This is a genomic window from Paenibacillus amylolyticus (genome assembly GCF_003719335.1).
Classification (GTDB): domain Bacteria; phylum Bacillota; class Bacilli; order Paenibacillales; family Paenibacillaceae; genus Paenibacillus; species Paenibacillus amylolyticus_D.
On record NZ_RIAS01000010.1, the window covers coordinates 154,221 to 172,810 of the forward strand.

The 18,590-nt window shown below is 46.6% G+C and carries 21 protein-coding genes and 1 riboswitch; of the genes, 15 read left to right on the forward strand and 6 right to left on the reverse strand.

Annotated features, from left to right (window positions below; genetic code table 11):
* Positions 1-294: 294 nt before the first annotated feature.
* From EC604_RS18390 to EC604_RS18400, 3 genes are all read right to left on the reverse strand, one after another.
* Entirely contained in the window at positions 295-1,053 is a 759-nt protein-coding gene (locus EC604_RS18390; RefSeq protein WP_123065539.1) for an ABC transporter permease, read from the reverse strand.
* Entirely contained in the window at positions 1,053-1,343 is a 291-nt protein-coding gene (locus EC604_RS18395) for an MTH1187 family thiamine-binding protein (protein WP_123065540.1), read from the reverse strand. Before EC604_RS18395 ends, EC604_RS18390 begins: the two co-directional genes overlap by 1 nt.
* A gap of 594 nt (positions 1,344-1,937) precedes the next feature.
* On the reverse strand, positions 1,938-2,978 hold the full coding sequence (locus EC604_RS18400; RefSeq protein ID WP_123065541.1) for an ABC transporter substrate-binding protein: 1,041 nt from the start codon (positions 2,976-2,978) through the stop codon (positions 1,938-1,940).
* A gap of 214 nt (positions 2,979-3,192) precedes the next feature.
* Positions 3,193-3,305, reverse strand: a riboswitch (TPP riboswitch).
* A 141-nt stretch (positions 3,306-3,446) separates the two neighbouring features.
* On the opposite strand from EC604_RS18400, the gene EC604_RS18405 reads away from it, so the two are divergent.
* Positions 3,447-3,941: a hypothetical protein gene (locus EC604_RS18405; protein ID WP_240037006.1), complete on the forward strand. Its 495-nt coding sequence runs from the start codon at positions 3,447-3,449 to the stop codon at positions 3,939-3,941.
* A gap of 54 nt (positions 3,942-3,995) precedes the next feature.
* Here EC604_RS18405 and EC604_RS18410 read toward each other — a convergent pair whose 3' ends face one another.
* Positions 3,996-4,175: a hypothetical protein gene (locus EC604_RS18410; RefSeq protein WP_123065542.1), complete on the reverse strand. Its 180-nt coding sequence runs from the start codon at positions 4,173-4,175 to the stop codon at positions 3,996-3,998.
* 713 nt (positions 4,176-4,888) lie between these two features.
* Here EC604_RS18410 and serS point away from each other — a divergent pair.
* Positions 4,889-6,187 carry a serine--tRNA ligase gene (gene serS / locus EC604_RS18420; RefSeq protein WP_123065544.1) on the forward strand — a complete coding sequence of 433 codons (1,299 nt, stop codon included), beginning with the start codon at positions 4,889-4,891 and terminating at the stop codon, positions 6,185-6,187.
* A gap of 71 nt (positions 6,188-6,258) precedes the next feature.
* Here serS and EC604_RS18425 read toward each other — a convergent pair whose 3' ends face one another.
* Together EC604_RS18425 and EC604_RS18430 are read right to left on the reverse strand one after the other, a co-directional pair.
* Complete coding sequence (locus EC604_RS18425; RefSeq protein ID WP_123065545.1) at positions 6,259-6,876, reverse strand: UbiD family decarboxylase; 618 nt, start codon at positions 6,874-6,876, stop codon at positions 6,259-6,261.
* 15 nt (positions 6,877-6,891) lie between these two features.
* The gene (locus EC604_RS18430; RefSeq protein ID WP_123065546.1) at positions 6,892-7,095 is read right to left on the reverse strand and encodes a hypothetical protein; all 204 of its coding nucleotides are present in this window, start codon (positions 7,093-7,095) and stop codon (positions 6,892-6,894) included.
* 211 nt (positions 7,096-7,306) lie between these two features.
* Between EC604_RS18430 and EC604_RS18435 the strand changes: the two genes are divergently transcribed.
* The 13 genes from EC604_RS18435 to EC604_RS18495 all read left to right on the forward strand — a co-directional run bounded on the left by EC604_RS18435 (position 7,307) and on the right by EC604_RS18495 (position 18,491).
* Positions 7,307-8,419 carry an Ig-like domain-containing protein gene (locus EC604_RS18435; RefSeq protein ID WP_123065547.1) on the forward strand — a complete coding sequence of 371 codons (1,113 nt, stop codon included), beginning with the start codon at positions 7,307-7,309 and terminating at the stop codon, positions 8,417-8,419.
* A gap of 123 nt (positions 8,420-8,542) precedes the next feature.
* Positions 8,543-9,094, forward strand: a complete 552-nt coding sequence (locus tag EC604_RS18440; RefSeq protein ID WP_123065548.1) for a GrpB family protein — start codon at positions 8,543-8,545, stop codon at positions 9,092-9,094.
* On the forward strand, positions 9,091-9,516 hold the full coding sequence (locus EC604_RS18445) for a DUF2809 domain-containing protein (RefSeq protein WP_240037008.1): 426 nt from the start codon (positions 9,091-9,093) through the stop codon (positions 9,514-9,516). The genes EC604_RS18440 and EC604_RS18445 overlap by 4 nt, the downstream gene beginning before the upstream one ends.
* Positions 9,517-9,532: 16 nt before the next feature.
* Entirely contained in the window at positions 9,533-10,090 is a 558-nt protein-coding gene (locus tag EC604_RS18450) for a GNAT family N-acetyltransferase (protein WP_123065549.1), read from the forward strand.
* Positions 10,091-10,141: 51 nt separating this feature from the next.
* Positions 10,142-10,471, forward strand: coding sequence for a DUF952 domain-containing protein (locus EC604_RS18455; RefSeq protein WP_123065550.1), 330 nt, complete (start codon positions 10,142-10,144; stop codon positions 10,469-10,471).
* Positions 10,472-10,495: 24 nt separating this feature from the next.
* A complete protein-coding gene (locus EC604_RS18460) occupies positions 10,496-11,062 on the forward strand; it encodes a DUF1572 family protein (protein ID WP_123065551.1) in 567 nt (188 codons plus the stop codon).
* 28 nt (positions 11,063-11,090) lie between these two features.
* The gene (locus EC604_RS18465; protein ID WP_123065552.1) at positions 11,091-11,666 is read left to right on the forward strand and encodes a histidine phosphatase family protein; all 576 of its coding nucleotides are present in this window, start codon (positions 11,091-11,093) and stop codon (positions 11,664-11,666) included.
* A 9-nt stretch (positions 11,667-11,675) separates the two neighbouring features.
* Positions 11,676-12,488, forward strand: coding sequence for a 5-oxoprolinase subunit PxpB (pxpB, locus tag EC604_RS18470; protein ID WP_240037010.1), 813 nt, complete (start codon positions 11,676-11,678; stop codon positions 12,486-12,488).
* Positions 12,485-13,510, forward strand: coding sequence for a biotin-dependent carboxyltransferase family protein (locus tag EC604_RS18475; RefSeq protein WP_123065553.1), 1,026 nt, complete (start codon positions 12,485-12,487; stop codon positions 13,508-13,510). The genes pxpB and EC604_RS18475 overlap by 4 nt, the downstream gene beginning before the upstream one ends.
* Positions 13,507-14,286 carry a LamB/YcsF family protein gene (locus tag EC604_RS18480; RefSeq protein WP_123065554.1) on the forward strand — a complete coding sequence of 260 codons (780 nt, stop codon included), beginning with the start codon at positions 13,507-13,509 and terminating at the stop codon, positions 14,284-14,286. Before EC604_RS18475 ends, EC604_RS18480 begins: the two co-directional genes overlap by 4 nt.
* Before the next feature lie 26 nt (positions 14,287-14,312).
* Positions 14,313-14,771, forward strand: coding sequence for an NUDIX domain-containing protein (locus EC604_RS18485; RefSeq protein ID WP_123065555.1), 459 nt, complete (start codon positions 14,313-14,315; stop codon positions 14,769-14,771).
* Between the two features lie 523 nt (positions 14,772-15,294).
* Positions 15,295-15,711, forward strand: coding sequence for a pyridoxamine 5'-phosphate oxidase family protein (locus tag EC604_RS18490; RefSeq protein WP_123065556.1), 417 nt, complete (start codon positions 15,295-15,297; stop codon positions 15,709-15,711).
* Positions 15,712-16,184: 473 nt separating this feature from the next.
* Complete coding sequence (locus EC604_RS18495) at positions 16,185-18,491, forward strand: bifunctional 2',3'-cyclic-nucleotide 2'-phosphodiesterase/3'-nucleotidase (protein WP_430538805.1); 2,307 nt, start codon at positions 16,185-16,187, stop codon at positions 18,489-18,491.
* Positions 18,492-18,590 lie beyond the last annotated feature (99 nt).

The window sequence follows — 18,590 nt, forward strand, 5'->3', positions numbered from 1 at the left end:
CGTTAACGATGTCTAGTGCAGGTGGAACCGAGATGGAATCCGGACCATTCGTTTTAGTGTGAGTCAGACGTAAAGGCGAATCGATCGTTTCACTGTCCGTCAATGTGGAAACGGAAGAAGATACTGCGGGCGGTGCAGATCCCGCTATGGAAGCCTGAGCAGATACGGAAGCTGCGTTGGCATCTCCGAATGGTGTGCTTTTAGCTTGTGCGGATTGCTCCAGTTCCTTCGGGTATCTTTTCATAGGGAATCACATCCTAATGTACATATTACGTTAACCTCTGATATGCAGAACTAACGCTTCTGTGGGCGCCAGCGAATGAGAAGCTTCTCTAATAGCGCAATGAGCAGGAAAAGCAGCAGGCTGAGCGCCACGATGATCATGATGGCGACAAAAAGGCGATCCGTACGGTAAGCTGATTTCTGTAGCATCATATAATAGCCGATGCCTTTGTCGGCACCAATCCATTCCGCAATGATAGCACCCATGACACTGTAGGTGGCGGCAATTTTGATACCGGAAAATATGGATGGCAGGGCATGTGGAAGCTCCAGTTTCCAAAAGATATGACGGCGATTCGCACCTGCCATGCGCATATAGTTCATCATCGCCGCATCCGTGCGTGTTAGACCATCCATGGCAGCGACCGCTACCGGGAAGAAGCAGACAAGAACGATGGTAATCAATTTGGGCAGCAGGCCAAAGCCGAACCAGATCAGCAGGAGTGGTGCGAGTGCGATGGTCGGGATATTTTGACTAAGAATAAGCAGTGGATACAAGGCCGATTTGAGAAAAGGGATCAGATGCAGTACCATCGCAATGAACAGACCGACCGCTGTCCCGGCAACAAATCCAATGAGGGTCAGCTGAATCGTTGCAGAGGCGTGCATACCCAAACGGTCAGCCTGGGAAGCTGCTTCGCGAGCAATATCGGACGGCGCAGGCAACATCCATTTCTCAATGTGGAATAGGGAGACGGCCCCTTGCCAAATCGCAATAAAGAGAATAACCGCCACGAGGGGCGGCCATACACTTTTGAAATAGGTAGACATTAGCGATATTTCTCCGTTAGTGTATCCATGCTGAATCCGTCCGGGCTATGTGCGATTTTGATTTGGGAGATGATGCTTGGACTGCCTGCTTCTACAAGCACCTCGTGCATTTTGCGGACAACCTCCAGCAGTTCATCCAGTTCGCCTTCCATGGTGGTATCCAGTGCGTTAACCTGATATTTTAGGCCGGATTGCTGAATGACTTCAATGGCGCGGTCTACGTAAGGATAGGAGCTCTCGCCGTGTGGTGTTTTGGGAATAACCTGTATGCTGAGTAATGTACTTGCCATGAGAGATCCATGCTCCTTTCGGGTGTGGGTGGATAAGTTGATACGCCATTGCACACGTTACCACTTTGATTGCAGTCCCCTCTTTAGATCGCTGTTATCCCCGAATTTTTAAGTCCATCTTATAAAAATTTTTCAATGTTTACACGGACACTTCGATGACAGAATAACCTTTCAATCGCTGTTATCCCCAGATTTTTTTGATTCCCTTTTTCAAAGGGGAAGATCCGGTGATAAAGGCGAAGCGTATGCTTCCGATGCTAGCTTTCTTTCAGAAAGCTTTTAGCTCCGCTTTTTCAGGTTTTTTCTGTCCCCTCCGTTTTTGTGTAAATAAATAGTTTAATTATCAAGACGAGTAAATTCGGGGATGCGGGCGACTGCTTCGCTTCTGTAGAGGGGTTCTGCCCTCTCCGATTCTTGTGTACAAAAAGTTAACTTATCCATTGAATTGTGGGAAGAAAATTCAGGAGAAAGCGTGCTTCTGGGGTAGCTTTCCATTGAAAACCTTATGAGTGATTGCTTCGCTCCAATGTTTTCCTGCCCTCTTCTTTCAAAACGTGTAAATAACAAATTTCATGGTTACATTTAGATTTAATATTACTGAGGTAAAAATTCGTTGGTGTAGGCTTTCGTTACATCGATCTCTTTATCCAGCAGTTTCTTGCTGAACATCCAGTCGGTGTAGTTCTTCCATACCTCTTCCTTTTGTTCACCCCAGCGTGGTGCATCATCTTTGTATTTCGGGCTGAGCCACTTTTGGCTTGCGATTACTAATTCTTTGTCCAGATCGGGAACAGCTTTGAGCAAAATGTTCGCTGCTTCTTCAGGGTGATCTATCGCATATTGATATCCTTCAGAAGTGGCCTTTAGGAAAGCTTTCACCAGTTCAGGGTCTTTCTGAATCGTCTGTTCATTGGTCACAAGTACAGGGGTGTAATAGTCCAGCGCTTTGGCATAATCTTTTACATATAACATGTCAATCGGTTCTCCGCGTAATTCCGCCTCAATTCCCGTCCAGGCATAGAAAATCCAGGCAAAGTCGATGTCCCGTTTCACAGCTGTGAAGAAGTCGGCATCGCCCATGTTAATCTTTTTGACTTTGGATACGTCAGCACCTTCGCCCTCCATAATGGATTGCATCACCGCTTCTTCTACCGGGGAACCCCAGCCGCCATAAGTTTTACCTTCAAAGTCTTTAGGTGATTTGATCTTGCGATCTACTGGAGCGGCAAAACCAGAAGTATTATGCTGAATAACTGCGGCAATCGACACAAGTGGAACGTCCTGCGTACGTGCCTGAGTGACACTTTCCTGATAACTGACGCCAAACGGTACCTCACCCGAGGCAACCATCGTATCTGCACCACCGGCTCCTGGCTGTACAATCTCCACATTTAAACCTGCTGCTTTATAAAAACCTTGGTCCACCGCTGCATACAGACCGGTATGATTCGTATTTGGAGTCCAGTCGAGCACAACCTTCACATCTTTCAGTGCAGTGCTGCTCTCCTCATTGGTTTGCGCCGAACCAGTCGCACCTTGCTGCTCTGCTGGAGCGGCTTCTTTGCCACCACATGCAGCCACGGTAACTAGTAGCACACACATGAGCAACATTCCCATCGTTTTACGCCAATTCATCGTGATTCTCTCCTTCGTTATGTCCGGCCGGATGGCACGGGGTACTCCTTGCTTCATATCCAATCCTTTTGCATAAATCGACAGATTTATACTCGCGGGTTATCCGAATAACGTCATTTTTCTGTTTCTGCTTGTCAAAAGAAAACAAAAAAAGCGCCCCGTAATCCGGGACGCGTGCAGGCGTGAGAGAGTGGCATTCAGCTTATAGCTGTGCCGTTCCAATATACTCCGATTCCTACGCTGGCATGATCCAGATCAGGTCTAAGGGTTAGTATCTTGATGGGATACACTCTCAGCCGGCCAATTCCGACTCCCCTGGGAAACTATGAAGTTACGGGCATTACTAGATGTAATTATAGGCCAGGGACAGGATTGTGTCTACATGAGTTGGACTAAAAAAGTTTTCACAAAATGTTCACTTATGTGAGGGGAGCCCGATTGTCTATAATGATCCAAGTTACAGAAAGGATGAGTATATTGCCAGTTAGCAAGAAAGAACAAGTTGTTTTTGGACTTATGATGTGTACAGGAATGGTCGTAGTAATGATGACCTTCAATCTATGGCATACAGGCATGCTAGGTCAGATGTCCGTCATGCAGCTATTTCTCCAATTTGTGCTTTGTTTTGTTATTGCCTTTTTTGTGGAATCGTTTATCGTGGGGCCGATAGCGAGAAAAATTACATTTTCCTTCTCATTTGCGAGGTCGAGTAAAATCAAAGGTGTAGTTACGATGTCCTTTTTCATGGTGATCGGCATGGTTTTGCTTATGTCTTTATATGGCATCATTACTGCCTATACTGCAGGTCAGCTAGAAGGAGATTCCGTAATCAACGCTTATCTTCATACGATTGTACGTAACTTCGGTCTGGCATTGCCGTATCAGTTGATTGTATTAGGGCCGCTAGTGCGTTATGTATTTGGCAAGTTGTTCAAGGGACCAGCAGCCGTTGTGTCGGTTTAAATCATCGTATCGCAGTCCATTATGACAAAAGTATTTCCTGGGCAATCCTATGATTTAAGAAGTTCTACCGTAAGCGATCCAAAATAAAATACCAATAATCACAGCAGCAATAATGATCGTGGTGAAAACTCCACTCAACCATGTGCCTCGCTGAGCTTGGCGGGCAAGTTCATCTGCTCTTTGTTTGGCGGCTTCGCCTTGGGGTGTATTCAGTTGGTTGGGTTCCATATTCATGAAGCAACCCCTCCCTTCAATATACTGATTTTACCATAGTGCGTTCTGTTTACTGAGACACTGTAAATCTTGATAAATGATTACTCGACTAATTGTTTAATCGAGGCTAAAGCCATCACGATGCTAATCGCAAGAAGGAGAACACCTCTAAATTTAATACTGACGATGTCCGATTGAAGTAAATCGCCTTTATTACGATTGAATGGCCAAGAATTCGGTATGAGCAGGGCCCTGGTTCCAAAGACGAACCCGAATATGCTAATGAGCAGAAAGATGATGAAGTAAAACATGCAATCACTCCTTGTTGTCTTAGAAGTTATTTCAATTTTACTTGATCCAGCTTTGGAAAGATACGTAAGAGGGAACTGTAACGGCTTAGAGTTTGGACAAACGTGATAAAAAAGGAAGCTTCATTTTTTATTAAAATTGGGCATCTAGCAGTTGCAATGTTGTTCCGTCTTCGTATATACTGAGAAACACAATTACAGATCGGATCATGCCGTTGAAGAGAATCCAACTCGGAGGCGTTTTCGCCAGGGAGCGAATTAAAACTTTCCCAAGTTAACCGGAACCGCCCGTTATCGCGGACCAAGAGGCTGAATCAGGAGATTTGAACCGATTCGGCAAGTTGGGTGGCACCGCGAGCAGAGCGCTCCTCGTCCCAAGGGATGAGGGCGCTCTTTGTATTTTTTTAGCCAAAGGAGACGGTGACCATGTTAGACATGAAGTGGGTTCGGGCACATGCAGAAGAGGTACAGGCGGCGGCAGACGGGAAGAAGATTAAGGTTGATATTGCTGTGTTACTACAGCGGGATGACGAGCGTAAATTGCTTTTGCAACAAACGGAAGAAGCGCGTCGTCTGCGCAATACGCTGTCGGCTGAGATCGGGAAGCTAATGCAGTCGGGTGAGCGTGAGCAAGCAGAGAAGATGCGGGCACAGGTAAAACAATTGAATGAACAGCTGGAGCAAGAGGAAGCAAAGCTGGCATCAGTGCAGGAGGAAGTGACCAGACTACAATGGCTGGTACCCAATATTGTGTCGCCAGATACACCTGTGGGCTTGTCGGATGAAGATAATGTAGAGCTAAGGCGAGTTGGGGAGCTACCTGTGTTTGACTACCAGTTCAGAGATCATGTCGAGCTGGGGGAGATGCACGAACTGATCGACATTCCACGCGGCGTGAAAATCGGTGGAACGCGAAGCTATGTATTGAAGGGAGCAGGTTTGCTGTTACACCGGGCGGTACAGCAACTTGCACTGGACCTGTTGCTGAAGCAGGGATTCACCCCGCTGGAGGTTCCGCTCATGGTCAGGGAGGGTACTTTGGTGAACACCGGATTTTTCCCGACAGGCCGGGATCAGGTGTATGAGTTGCAAGGAGAGAACAAATGGCTGGTTGGCACATCGGAAGTACCGCTGGTTTCGTATTACGCAGATGAAGTAATTGATGTGAAAGAACCCGTGAAGCTGGCCGCAGTATCGACGTGTTTCCGCAGTGAAGTAGGCTCGGGAGGACGGGATGTACGAGGCTTGTACCGTGTACATCAATTTGCCAAAGTAGAGCAGGTCATCCTGTGTGCGCCGGATGCGGCTGAATCGGAACGGATGCTGCAGGAAATTACGGGACATGCGGAGGAATTGCTGCAACAGCTTGAATTGCCTTATCGTGTAGTGGCGGTATGTACGGGTGATATGTCGCAGAAAACGTACAAACAGTATGACATCGAAACATGGATGCCAAGCCGCGAAGCATATGGCGAAACTCATTCGTCGTCGAATTTGCATGATTTTCAGGCTCGCCGTTCGAACATTCGCTGCCGTGATGAAGACGACAAGTTGGTCTACTGCCACACGCTCAACAATACAGCCGTAGCTTCGCCGCGTATTTTGATCCCGTTACTGGAGAACCATCAGCAGGCAGATGGCAGCATTTATATTCCGGCAGCTTTGCGTCCATATATGGCAGGGGCCGAACGCCTGATTTTGCCAGAGCATGAGCAGGGTAAATAGAAGAAATACAGTGGTTTCAACTTAATGAAATGAAAGGAGCAAATAAAGAGGAGCCCGCATCGGGTTCCTCTTTATTCAAACATATGGTCAATAACCCATTGATATTCTTTTTCAAACCGGGATGCCAATTTGATATTTTCTATGTTTACCGTATTCCTTATATATGTCAGGTCAATGTTATCGAATTGGCTATACATGAGGTAACGAGCCCATTCCAGGCTACGGGCATCAGACCAGAACTCGGCTGCTCTTAATCGATCTAGGATCAGATCATCTATTCCAATCACATAACAATAACCTTCTGGTGTGTTTAATTTGATTATTTTTTCTTTCGAACCCTCAAGTGTATCCGAAGGGATTTCAATTGGTATATCCATCTCAGATACATAGTAATGCCTTCCTTCTCGGACGAAACCTAGTTCATCAAATAGGGCTCGTGCTAAATCATCTCGGATCATTACAAGATCAACATCAGCTGTCTTATAGCTTCCAGATGTATATAGTTCAACGGCATGTCCACCAACAATGATTGCTGGATCTGCATCTAGTTCATCAAGTATAGGAGTTATGATCCCCATGACATAGAATTCTTTAAGTTCTCTTCTGGATACATCGCCTGCAAGTTCAATAAGCTTTTCTTTAGCCCATTGAATTTTTTTCTGAATTTCTGGTGTTTTTATACGATCCATGATTCACCTGTATTCTTAACGCAGCTTCCATTCAAGCTCGTTAATAATTTCGATTTTTCCGGATTGCAATGCCTTTTCAAAACGATTGCGGGCCGTTCTCATCAGTAAGACCATCTCATCTTCTGAGCGTACCTTCGTGGATGTTGAAGTGGAAATGGTTCTCATGCGTTTGCGATTATTGGTGACAGCGACCACGTCCAGCAGATTCTTTTCGATCATACATGCCTCACCTCACTTGGTCAGCTTTATTAGAACAGTATTTCGTCGCTTATATATATTATACAATGAAAATCATAAAATGGTTCTACCTATCCTTGTACTTGTCATTTAACTTTAACCATCCAATGTCCGATATAAAGTATAATAGACAGTAAAATATTAGGCGAAAGAAGAAATTAAACGGTTGCATGATGGGAGAATGAGGCTGGACATGGACAAGAATAGAATCAAATGGTCGTTACGGGGTATGCTTGCTCTGATTATTGCACTCACGGTTGTTGTACCTGCATCAGTTTGGGCGGCAGCAGGTGATGTCATCTCCATTGAGATTCCAGGCAGCAGTCCGCGGAAGATGAATGTGGGAGAGACTACATCCTATCAGGTGCTCGCGACGGTGGAAGGCGCGGATCATAAACAGGATGTTACCGGCGGAGTAACCTGGTCCACTAGCAATACTGCTGTGGTGACAATCACAAAAGGTAAAGTCAAAGCGATCGCTGCAGGCGAAGCTACGATTGTTGCTCAAGTGAGCGGGGTTAAAGCACAGGTGGTTGTTCAGGTGCAGGATAAAATCAAAAGCATCAAGGCTTCACCTAATGCGTATACGTTTGTAAAAGGAAACGAAGGCACGCTCCCGAAAGTCAGCATTACGCGTGCTAATGGCAAGGAAGAGGAGGTCACATCCGATATTGTATGGACGGTGTCCAGTAACCTGGCTGTGATTGAAAACGGAAAGATCAAAGGCGTTACTCCTGGCAAAGTGATATTGCAAGGGAAGTACGGGTCAACTCTCGTTAAAGTGCCGATAACGGTGACAGACATCATTAGCAAGATAGAGGTTAAGCCTGCAACAATCCAGTTAACGATCAAAAAATCTACCCCACTTAAGGTGATGGGGGCGTACTCCAGTGGCAAAACAGTCAACCTTTCCAGATCGGTGATATGGACGTCATCCAATCCTGGCGTGGCTGCAGTGAAAAATGGTACGGTCAAAGGGCTGAGTGAAGGACAAGCCACCTTGACTGGTACGTATCAGGGTCAGACTGTCACTGCTGTAGTCAACGTGGTGCCTACGCTCCAGAAGCTGATTATGGGTCAGAAAAGTTTGGTTTTGTCTCCGCAGTCCAGCTGGGCGCTAGGGGTAATGGCTCAGTATGATACAGGGAAAACGTTGATGGTGACGGGAGGCGCGGTGTGGAGCAGTTCCAAGCCGAATGTCGCCACCGTAACGAATGGCAGAATCGTTGCTGTAGCCAAAGGTAAAACAAGCATCACCGCGAAGTGGGGCAATAAAAAAGTGACGATACCTGTGACGGTAAAATAATGTTCCCTTTTTCCATATAAGTGTTGATCAGATCGAATTGAATCCATGTATACTATGAGGGAGGCGTACTTATGCGTCTCCTTTTTTGAACATAGAATCCAGCTTCAAGGAGTGATTATGGAAATGAACGATCCCATGAACCCGGAGAATTGGCCTGCATGGGCCACGGAACCTGTAGAAGTTGTAGAAGCTAACTCCGCTTGGAGTAAGCAGGCTGAGGAAGAAATTGCGCAGTTAAGAGAACTTTTGAAACACCTGGATATACTTACATTCGAACATATTGGGAGCACATCCATACCTGGTTTGTCTGCCAAGCCAATTATTGATCTGATGGGGGAAGTGCAGTCCTGGGATGATATGGGGCAAATTGCTGTGCAGTTGAACCCTCTAGGCTGGAATTATGTCCCCCCTGAGCTGGATGGCCGGGAATACAGACGGTTCTGGGTCAAAGTTAAAGATGGGAAACGAGCTGTACATCTGCATCTTATGCGTCCAGGTGAGGAACGTTGGGAGCGGCAGATCTGGTTTCGTGATGTACTGAGATCTCGACCGGATTTGGTGAAGGACTACGCCGAACTGAAAATCAAGCTTGCAGATGAGAATAAAGACGACAGAGAATCCTATACCACTGCCAAAACGGAATTCATCTTAAAGGTTCTGGACGGACGGCTGTGAAGCATCAGCACGGGCTGTTCATTAAGAACAGATGGGTCTACTTCATCGCCGTGATCATCACGATGGCAGCAGGACTAGCTTCCAGAACATATGGAGCGGTTTTGCCGTACTGGGTGTACGAGCATTTTGGAGATGCGCTATGGGCTGGCATGATCTATTTTGGCGTACGTATGGTATTCATCCACTTGAGCCGAGCCAGGGCAGTCTGGATCAGTGTTATGTTCAGTTGGGGCGTTGAATTCTCTCAGATGATTCAGGTACCTTGGTTGAATGAACTACGTTCTACCTTATGGGGCGCGCTCATTTTGGGCCGTGGATTTCTAGTCATTGATCTCATCCGATACCTAATTGGCATTTTATGTGTTTATCTTATAGACCGATTTATCCTGACTCGACTAATGCGCTATCGCATCAATTCATAGATAGGAGGTACGTGGAATGAATATCGATAAACTTTTTGCAGCATCCCCTGAGTTTGAAACCGAACGGTTGTACCTCAGACGTCTTACGATGGACGATCTCGATGAGTATTATGCGTTTGCGTCTGACCCGAAAGTTAGTAAGCAAAGCTTGTGGCAGTGCCACCAGAGCAAGGATGACTCCATCGGTTATCTGGAGCGCGTGCTGCGAAACTATGAGCAGAAAACGGTATATCTCTGGGCTTTTGTGCTGAAAGAAACGGGCACGCTGATTGGAAGAGGCGGCATTTTCCATCTGGATGAATTCATGCAGAGTGGGGAACTGGGGTACGCCATTGGTAGCGCCTATTGGGGCAAGGGGCTTGCCGCGGAAGCCATGCAACCTATCGTTGATTACTGCTTCGAGCAGCTGGACTGCAACCGGCTGGAAGGAAAATGTAATGCGGGCAACATCGGCTCTGCGCGTGTGATGGAAAAGCTGGGCATGGTGCAGGAAGGGGTGCTACGCAAACAGTTGAAAATTAAAGGTGTGTTTACCGACCAGAAATTGTACGCCCGCATCCGGGATGATCTATAATAGTTGTTTAATACGAGCTGTCTTACAGTGACGACCAAGGAGGAAGACTCTATGATCTACAGCATTATTTCCCGTTCAGTGTGGGAGGAAGTATCCAAAGGAGACACATATGCACCAGAGAGTTTAGAAACGGATGGCTTTATTCACTGCTCTACCGCAGAGCAGATTCCGTGGGTAGCTGGACAGTATTATGCAGGACGTACCGACCTGTTGCTGCTCGGGATCGAAGAGAGGACGTTGAAGGCGGAGCTGGTCTATGAAGATTTATATGAATTGAACGAGTTATTTCCGCACATCTATGGAGAGTTAAATCTGGATGCTGTAAGTAAGGTCCTGAACTTTGAACCGAATGAAGACGGCACGTTTTCTTTCCCGGCATAACTTTTTGAAATGGGGGTAAGACGGATGGACATGAATAAGGCTTTTTTGGAAACGGCAGAGAAACAGTTCCTTTACTATAAGCAGCTTGGTGAACGCGCAATGGAGCAATTGGAGACGGACCAATTGTTCCAGACATGGAACGAAGACACCAACAGCATTGCAGTCATTGTAAAGCATTTGTGGGGCAATATGCGATCCCGCTGGACGGATGTGCTGACAACGGATGGTGAGAAACCATGGCGTGAGCGTGATGCCGAATTCGTGGGTGATTTTCATACCAGGGAAGAGCTGCTTGCTAAATGGGAAGAGGGCTGGGACTGTCTGCTGGGAGCGCTGCGTTCGTTTACTCCGGATCACATGTCTCAGATCATATATATTCGGAATGAGGGTCATACCATTATGGAGGCGATTATGCGGCAGTTGGCGCATTATCCATATCATGTGGGACAGATTGTTCACACGGCCAAAATGTTAAAAGAAACATCGTGGGATAGTCTTTCTATCCCCAGAAACGGGTCAAATACTTATAACGAAGGCAAGTTTTTGAAACCAAAGACCAGAAAACATTTTACAGAGGACGAGCTAAAATGAGCTTTAGAGAAAAGAGGGAACGAGCACGATGACACAAATTGCGTTGATACGTCACGGCAGTACGGCGTGGAATAAAGAAAAGCGGTCGCAGGGACAGACGGACAACCCGCTCGATCAGGAGGGCAGAGAACAGGCGGCTTTGCTGGCGGCGAGGCTGGCGGAGGAATCCTGGGATGCCATCTATGCCAGTGACTTGGTGCGGGCAAGTGAAACGGCTCGTGTTATCGCAGATCGGCTTGGGATTCAGGAGATCCATCTCGACCCGAGATTACGCGAAATGGGCGGAGGTCAGGTGGAGGGCACAACAGAAGAGGAACGTGTCGCGAAATGGGGAGCAGATTGGAGTTCACTCGATTTGGGAAAAGAACACTCGGACGCAGGGGCTTCCCGAGGGAAAGCGGCACTAGAAGATATTCTTCAGCAACATCCGAATGGACGAGTCATCGTGGTGAGTCATGGGGCTGTGCTTCGTAATACAATGCGGGCACTAGTACCGGAACTGGATATCAGCGTAAAGCTGGGGAACACATCAATTACACGAATGGTTCATCAGGATCAGGCATGGCAGTGTGAATTGTACAATTGCAGCACGCATCTGGAGTGAGGGAAGGCCATGAACACAATCTCCTATAACTGGACAGCGGACATGTTATCTCCACTAGGAGAGCGTGGAATTATAATTCGCTGCGGCGATGAGCTGTCTGAGGTGGTGCATCAGAGAGTGATGTCAGTATGTGCTCTCTTGGAAAAGGAATCTGTGACAGCTGTGGTGGAGTGGGTACCTTCTTATTTGTCTGTTACGTTGTTTTACGATCCTTGGATATCGTCTTATGAGGAAACAAGTAGGATTCTGCTACAACATTTGCGACAACTCAATGAAAAGTTGCAGCCAAACGAGCTGAATGAACTAGATATGAAACCAAATGAACTGAACCCATCAAATCAATGGAGCGAATCTAATGCTTCGGAGTCCATTGAGATGGGGACTCCCCCTAGAATTGTGACTATTCCGGTATGTTACGGCGGAGAGTTCGGGCCGGATTTGGAATATGTGGCTAACGAACATGGCCTGACAATAGAGGAAGTCATTATGATCCATTCATCCGTTGATTACCTCGTACATATGATTGGATTTGCCCCCGGCTTCCCTTATTTGGGAGGGCTGCCTGAACAAATAGCCACGCCAAGGAGAGCAACGCCGAGGCTTCAAGTAGAGGCAGGAACGGTGGGCATAGGTGGTTCTCAGACGGGGATTTATCCGATAACGACACCGGGTGGGTGGCAATGTATAGGACGGACACCCATCTGTCTTTTCCGTCCGGGAATGAATCCTCCAAGTTTGCTTGAAGCGGGGAACTTTGTTCGCTTCAAGCCCATTACAATGCAAGAATACTTGCAACTGGCGCGGAAGGAGGGGAAGGGATGAGTATACAGATCATTCGTCCTGGCTTGTTAACAACCGTCCAGGATGAAGGTAGATTCGGGTATCGCCGTTATGGTGTGCCGGTAGGCGGTTCAATGGACATGTTCGCGGCCCGAGCAGCCAATGTACTTGTCGGTAACTCTCGGCACGATGCAGTACTTGAGATTACGATGTCCGGGCTGGAACTGCAAGTGCAAACCAATCAACTGATTTCGCTATGCGGTGCAGATCTCAGTGCCACGGTAGATCGACAGCCTGTACCTTTGTGGCGACCCGTACTGTTGCGGGCTGGCAGTGTATTGAAATTTGGCGCATGCCTTCATGGCCTGCGTGCATATTTGGCGTTTGCTGGAGGGATCGATGTACCAGAAGTGATGGGCAGCCGCAGTACGGATGTTAAGAGCGGGTTTGGTGGTTTTCATGGGAGGGCGCTGCGTGCGGCGGATGTACTGGATACGGCGGACATCCAAGACAAGGTTCGACAATGGATGTGTGGTATGGAAGGGCAATTAGGTGAAAACAAATCCATGGTCGCTCCGGCATGGCTATTATCGGAGCGGGAAAGACCCAACTATTACGGTAAATCTGTCATTCGAGTGATGCAAGGTCAAGACCATGCGGAATTCAGCGCAGAGAGCCTGAAACGATTTTATACTGAAGATTATGTGATCTCTCCCCAATCTGATCGTATGGGATATCGGATGCAGGGTTCACGGCTGAAACTGGTTCGGCCATTGCATCGTTTATCCGAGGCGGTCACCTTAGGCACGGTGCAGGTACCTGCGGATGGGCAACCTATCGTATTGATGGCGGATCACCAGACCATTGGAGGATATCCTGTGATTGCACAGGTAGCTGCGGTTGATTTGCCCATTCTGGCTCAGGCCAGGCCTGGAAGTCGCGTTTCTTTTGCAGAGATTACGCATGAAGAAGCACGTGATCTCTACATAAAACGAGAGCGGAATTTACGACTGCTGGATCAACTGATTCGCAGGAGAATGGCAGAAACGGAGGTGATATCATGAGCGTTTCATATTCACTAGATATCAATTGTGATCTTGGTGAAAGTTATGGTGCTTATCAGACGATGATAAGTTCCGATGAAGCCATGTTGCCACTGATCACTTCGGCGAATATTGCCTGCGGATTCCATGCGGGTGATCCCTCCGTCATGCGGCTGACGGTAGAACGTGCAATCGTGCATCAGGTAGCTATTGGCGCGCATCCCGGGTTGCCTGATTTGCAAGGATTCGGACGAAGAAATATGGAGATTACTCCTCGGGAAGCCTATGATATGGTGGTGTATCAGATTGGGGCTTTGCATGCTTGTGTCTGTGCCAGCGGAGGTCGTCTGCATCATGTGAAACCACATGGAGCACTTTATAATATGGCGGCGACAGATTCGAAGCTCGCTGAGGCCATAGCCGAAGCGGTTTATCGAGTGCAGCCTGAGCTGTATTTATATGGTTTGGCAGGCAGTGAGTTAATTGTGGCAGCAAATCGAATTGGTGTGCGAGGCGTGAATGAAGTATTTGCAGATCGGACGTATACTTCAGATGGCAGATTAACGCCTCGCAGTCACGAAGGTGCACTTATAGAACGGTCCGATGAAGCACTGGCCCAGGTGATTCGGATGGTTAAAGACGGAGTGGTCGTATCTACGGACGGAACCGCAGTTCCTATTATGGCAGATACAGTTTGCATCCATGGTGACGGCACACATGCTCTGACGTTTGCTCAAGAAATTCGTCTCATGCTGGAAGCTGAGGGTGTTGCATTGACCGCTTATCAAGCGAGATAAAGATGGAAAATGGAGAGGTGTATATCATGAAACCCATACGGAATTCGGCCAAAGCGATCATTGTTCAGGACGGAAGGTTGTTACTGATTCGTCTACAAGATCAGTATGGTGATGCTTATGTTTTTCCAGGCGGTGGGCAGGAGAAGGGTGAGGAACTGAAAGATGCGGTAGCACGGGAGTGTCTGGAGGAGATTGGGCAGGCGGTGCAGGTAGGTGAGTTATTACATATCCGGGAATACATCGGTGCCAATCATGAGTTTGCTGAGTGGGATGCAGATATCCACCAGGTGGAGTTTTATTTTGAGTGCAGTCTTGTTGATCCAAAAGCTTTAGTCTTTGAAGGCTCTAACCCGGATGATCATCAGGTTGCTGTAGAATGGATTACGCTTGAGGAACTGCGCAACATCCGTCTGTATCCCAAAACCATCGGTGAATTGCTGTTGAAAAAGGGAGAGCAGCGCATATACCTCGGGGATCTTAATTAAATAACATAAGTAACATTTCCAAAATTGTCACGCTTACGTTCTGGTTTAGGGATTCATCAAGGGTGAGGCGGGTACACTATAAGTACAGGCTTTTGTTACAAGGAATGGTTCTTGAAACATATCTGTATGGCTTACATTACGGTGTCTTTGTCCAATGTAAAGATAAAGACTTTTACAATTAATCCAAGCAGGATTTTTAAAATCTTTTGGGCTTTGAACCGCTTCTACCGATGGAAGAATTGCAGCAGTAGTGAAAGGGACGAAATCGATCCTGAAGAAGTAAGTTAACCGCTCGTTGTTTTGAATTTTAAATTCTAACTCTAATTTTGAGGAATTGTGCGTAGCGGAGAGAACGGAATCGATTCTGAAGAAGCGAAGCGTTCGCCTTTATCACCGGATTATTTACCATTAGAAAAATCCAATAATAAATCCGGGGATAACAGCGATCAAAAGAACGATCCGTACTCGTAACGCTTCAGCACGATTCCTCAAATACTCCCCCATCCCGAAAGGAGCAACCCCCATGAACCAGAACGAATTGGAACAAAACATTGTGAAGGCTTTGGAAAACAACCCGTATTGCAGTTTCTCCACCGTAGAGAATGGCAAGCCGAAGTCCCGTTATATGGCTATTTTCAATGATGGGCTGAATATTCATCTGGCAACCAACCGTCAGACGCACAAAGTAGAGGAACTGGAGAACAACCCCAATGTTAGTTTGCTGCTTGGTTACGAGGCCGGAGGCACCAAGGAAGTGTTGGAGATCGAGGGAACATGTGAGGTCACTAAAAATGAATCCTTGCGTGAGCAAGTGTGGAATGATGAGTTGAAAGCATGGTTCGATGGACCTAATGATCCCAACTATGTAATCTTGGATATTACCCCCGCTCGCATAGAATATACAGGGAAAGACCATGAGCATCATGTGTGGGAGCAATAAATTCAGGCGTAGTTTCAAGGTAACGCCAATCACAACATCATTTTAGCGAATCCTCGTTGTCAGACGACGAAAATATAGAGGACGTTCAACCGTGAATGCCTGTTCTAAGGCTTCGCGGTTTTTTATTAGATTCCAAAAGGCATGATATGAGCTCGATGTAACAGTGATGTAACATACGTGAATTTGAGTGATTATATCCTAAACCCTTCCTTTTATACTGCAAAATATGTCGAAATCACGCATGAAAACGTAGATTAGACTAGTTATGTGCGGATAACGTAAAAATTAATGCTTTTCATTGTTTTAACATTACGTTATGATTTGATATGTAAATACACGCACAGATATGAATAGATGTTCATGTGAGATAAACTTACCTGAAGACACCGATGAATGCTCATTGGATCATCAGTACGCACAACCCATGAAATCTATTATTTTCTGTGCCTGTGTTTGCGGTATGGCATGATTTAATGTACATAAACCGGGAGGGGTTATTTTTGAAGAAAAGTAAGAAGTTGTTATCAAGCCTGACTGCCGCTTTCGTTGCATTTAACGTGCTTGCGGTATTTCCAGTACCTGTATCGGCTGCCGATGCGGCCAAAGTCAAATTGCGGATCATGGAAACAACGGACATTCATGACAACCTGATCAACTATGACTATTATTCAGACAAAGCGACGGATCAATACGGACTGGCCAAAACGGCTACGCTGATCAAGAAAGCCCGTGAGGAAGCGAAGAACAGCCTGTTGTTCGACAATGGTGACTTGATCCAGGGTAACCCGATGGGAGACTATGTTGCGAAGATTGATCCTCTGAAAAAGGGTGAGACTCACCCTGTATATAAAGCGATGAATCTGCTCGATTATGATGCAGGCAACATCGGTAACCATGAATTTAACTATGGTCTCGATTTCCTCGACATGACATTGGAGGGAGCAAACTTCCCTTACATCAATGCCAATGTCTATGTAGACGATGGTGACAAGGATGAAACAAACGACAAAAACTACTTCACTCCTTATAAAATTTTGGACAAAAAAGTAACGGATGAAAATGGCAAGGAGCATACCATTAAAGTGGGTGTGATCGGCTTTGTGCCGCCGCAAATTATGCAATGGGACAGTGCCAACCTTGAAGGTAAGGTTATTGCCAAGGATATCATTGCTACGGCAAAAAAATTCATTCCGAAGATGAAAGCCGAAGGTGCGGACATTATCGTAGCGATTCCTCACTCCGGATTTGAAGATATTCCCCAAACCGACCTGATGGAGAACTCCGTTCTGTATCTGAGCCAGGTGGAAGGCATTAACGCCATTTTGTTTGGACATGCCCATAAAGTATTCCCTAGTGCTGATTTCAAAGGTAAAAAAGGAGTCGATCTGGAAAAGGGTACAATCAATGGTGTTCCTGCTGTAGAGCCTGGCTTCTGGGGTGATCACCTCGGAATCATTGATTTGGATCTGGAGCAAGTGGATGGCAAATGGAAAGTGGTTGATTCCAAAACAGAAGCACGTCCCATCTACGATACAGCGAACAAAAAACCGTTGGTAGATGCGGATCAGGCGATTGTAGATGCGGTTCATGATGAACACGAGGGCACACTGGAATATGTACGTGGTCCGGTTGGCGAAACGACAGCACCAATCAACAGCTTCTTCGCTCTGGTGCAGGATGACCCATCCATTCAGATCGTAACCAATGCACAGAAATGGTACGTGGAAAAGAAACTGCAAGGCACCGACTATGAGAACGTTCCAGTCTTGTCTGCGGGTGCACCTTTCAAAGCAGGTGGACGTTCCGGTGCGTCGTACTACACTAACATTCCTAAAGGCACAATTGCCATCAAAAACGTGGCAGACCTTTATGTGTATCCAAACACGGTACATGCTGTAATGGTTAATGGTGCTGAATTGAAAGAGTGGTTAGAATGGTCAGCAGGCCAATTTAACCAGATTGATCCAGCCAAAGGCGGCCAGCAGCAATTAATCAATATGGATTTCCCAACGTATAATTTTGATGTTATTGATGGTGTAACCTACCAGATTGATGTTACACAACCAGCCAAGTACGATAGCAAAGCGACAGTTGTTAATACATCGGCCAGCCGGATTAAAAACTTGAGCTTCGAAGGCAAGCCAGTAGATCCAGCACAAAAATTCATCGTAGCAACGAATAACTATCGTGCTTCTTCATCCAAATTGGCTAACCCGGATGGTAAACGTATCGTTCTGGCTGCACCGGATGAGAACCGTCAAGTGATTATCGACTATATCCGTGAGAACAAAACGATTAACCCGACAGCGGATGGCAACTGGTCACTGGCACCAATTAAACCTTCTGCTGGTGTAACAGCAGCAACACTGAATGACCTTGAGGTGGTATTTGCTTCTTCCCCAGATGCGAAGGATCTGGTAGAAGCGAATCCGGCCATGTCCTTTATTGGTACCAATAAAGATGGGTTCGCAGAGTACGGATTGAAACTGACAGGTGAGGCAGCAGCGACACCAAAACCTGAACCAAGCCCGGCTCCGACACCTAAACCAGAACCAACACCAGCGCCGGCACCGGCGCCAAAACCTACACCAGCACCAAAACCACAGCCGGAGAAACCAGCTACAAACCATAAAGTCGTATATGTGGTGCAAAAAGGGGACAACCTGTATCGCATCGGTTTAAAACATGGTGTGGACTGGCGTGTCCTTGTCAAAACAAACAAAATCACCAATGTGTATAACCTGAAAGTTGGACAAAAAATTGTCATTCCTGTTTCATAGAGTCTAATAAAGGGTATAGTCGAAAGACTGGCAGTCATCAGACTGCTGGTCTTTTTTGTGGCAAGAAAGAATACAAATGTTTCTGTATACATCATATAG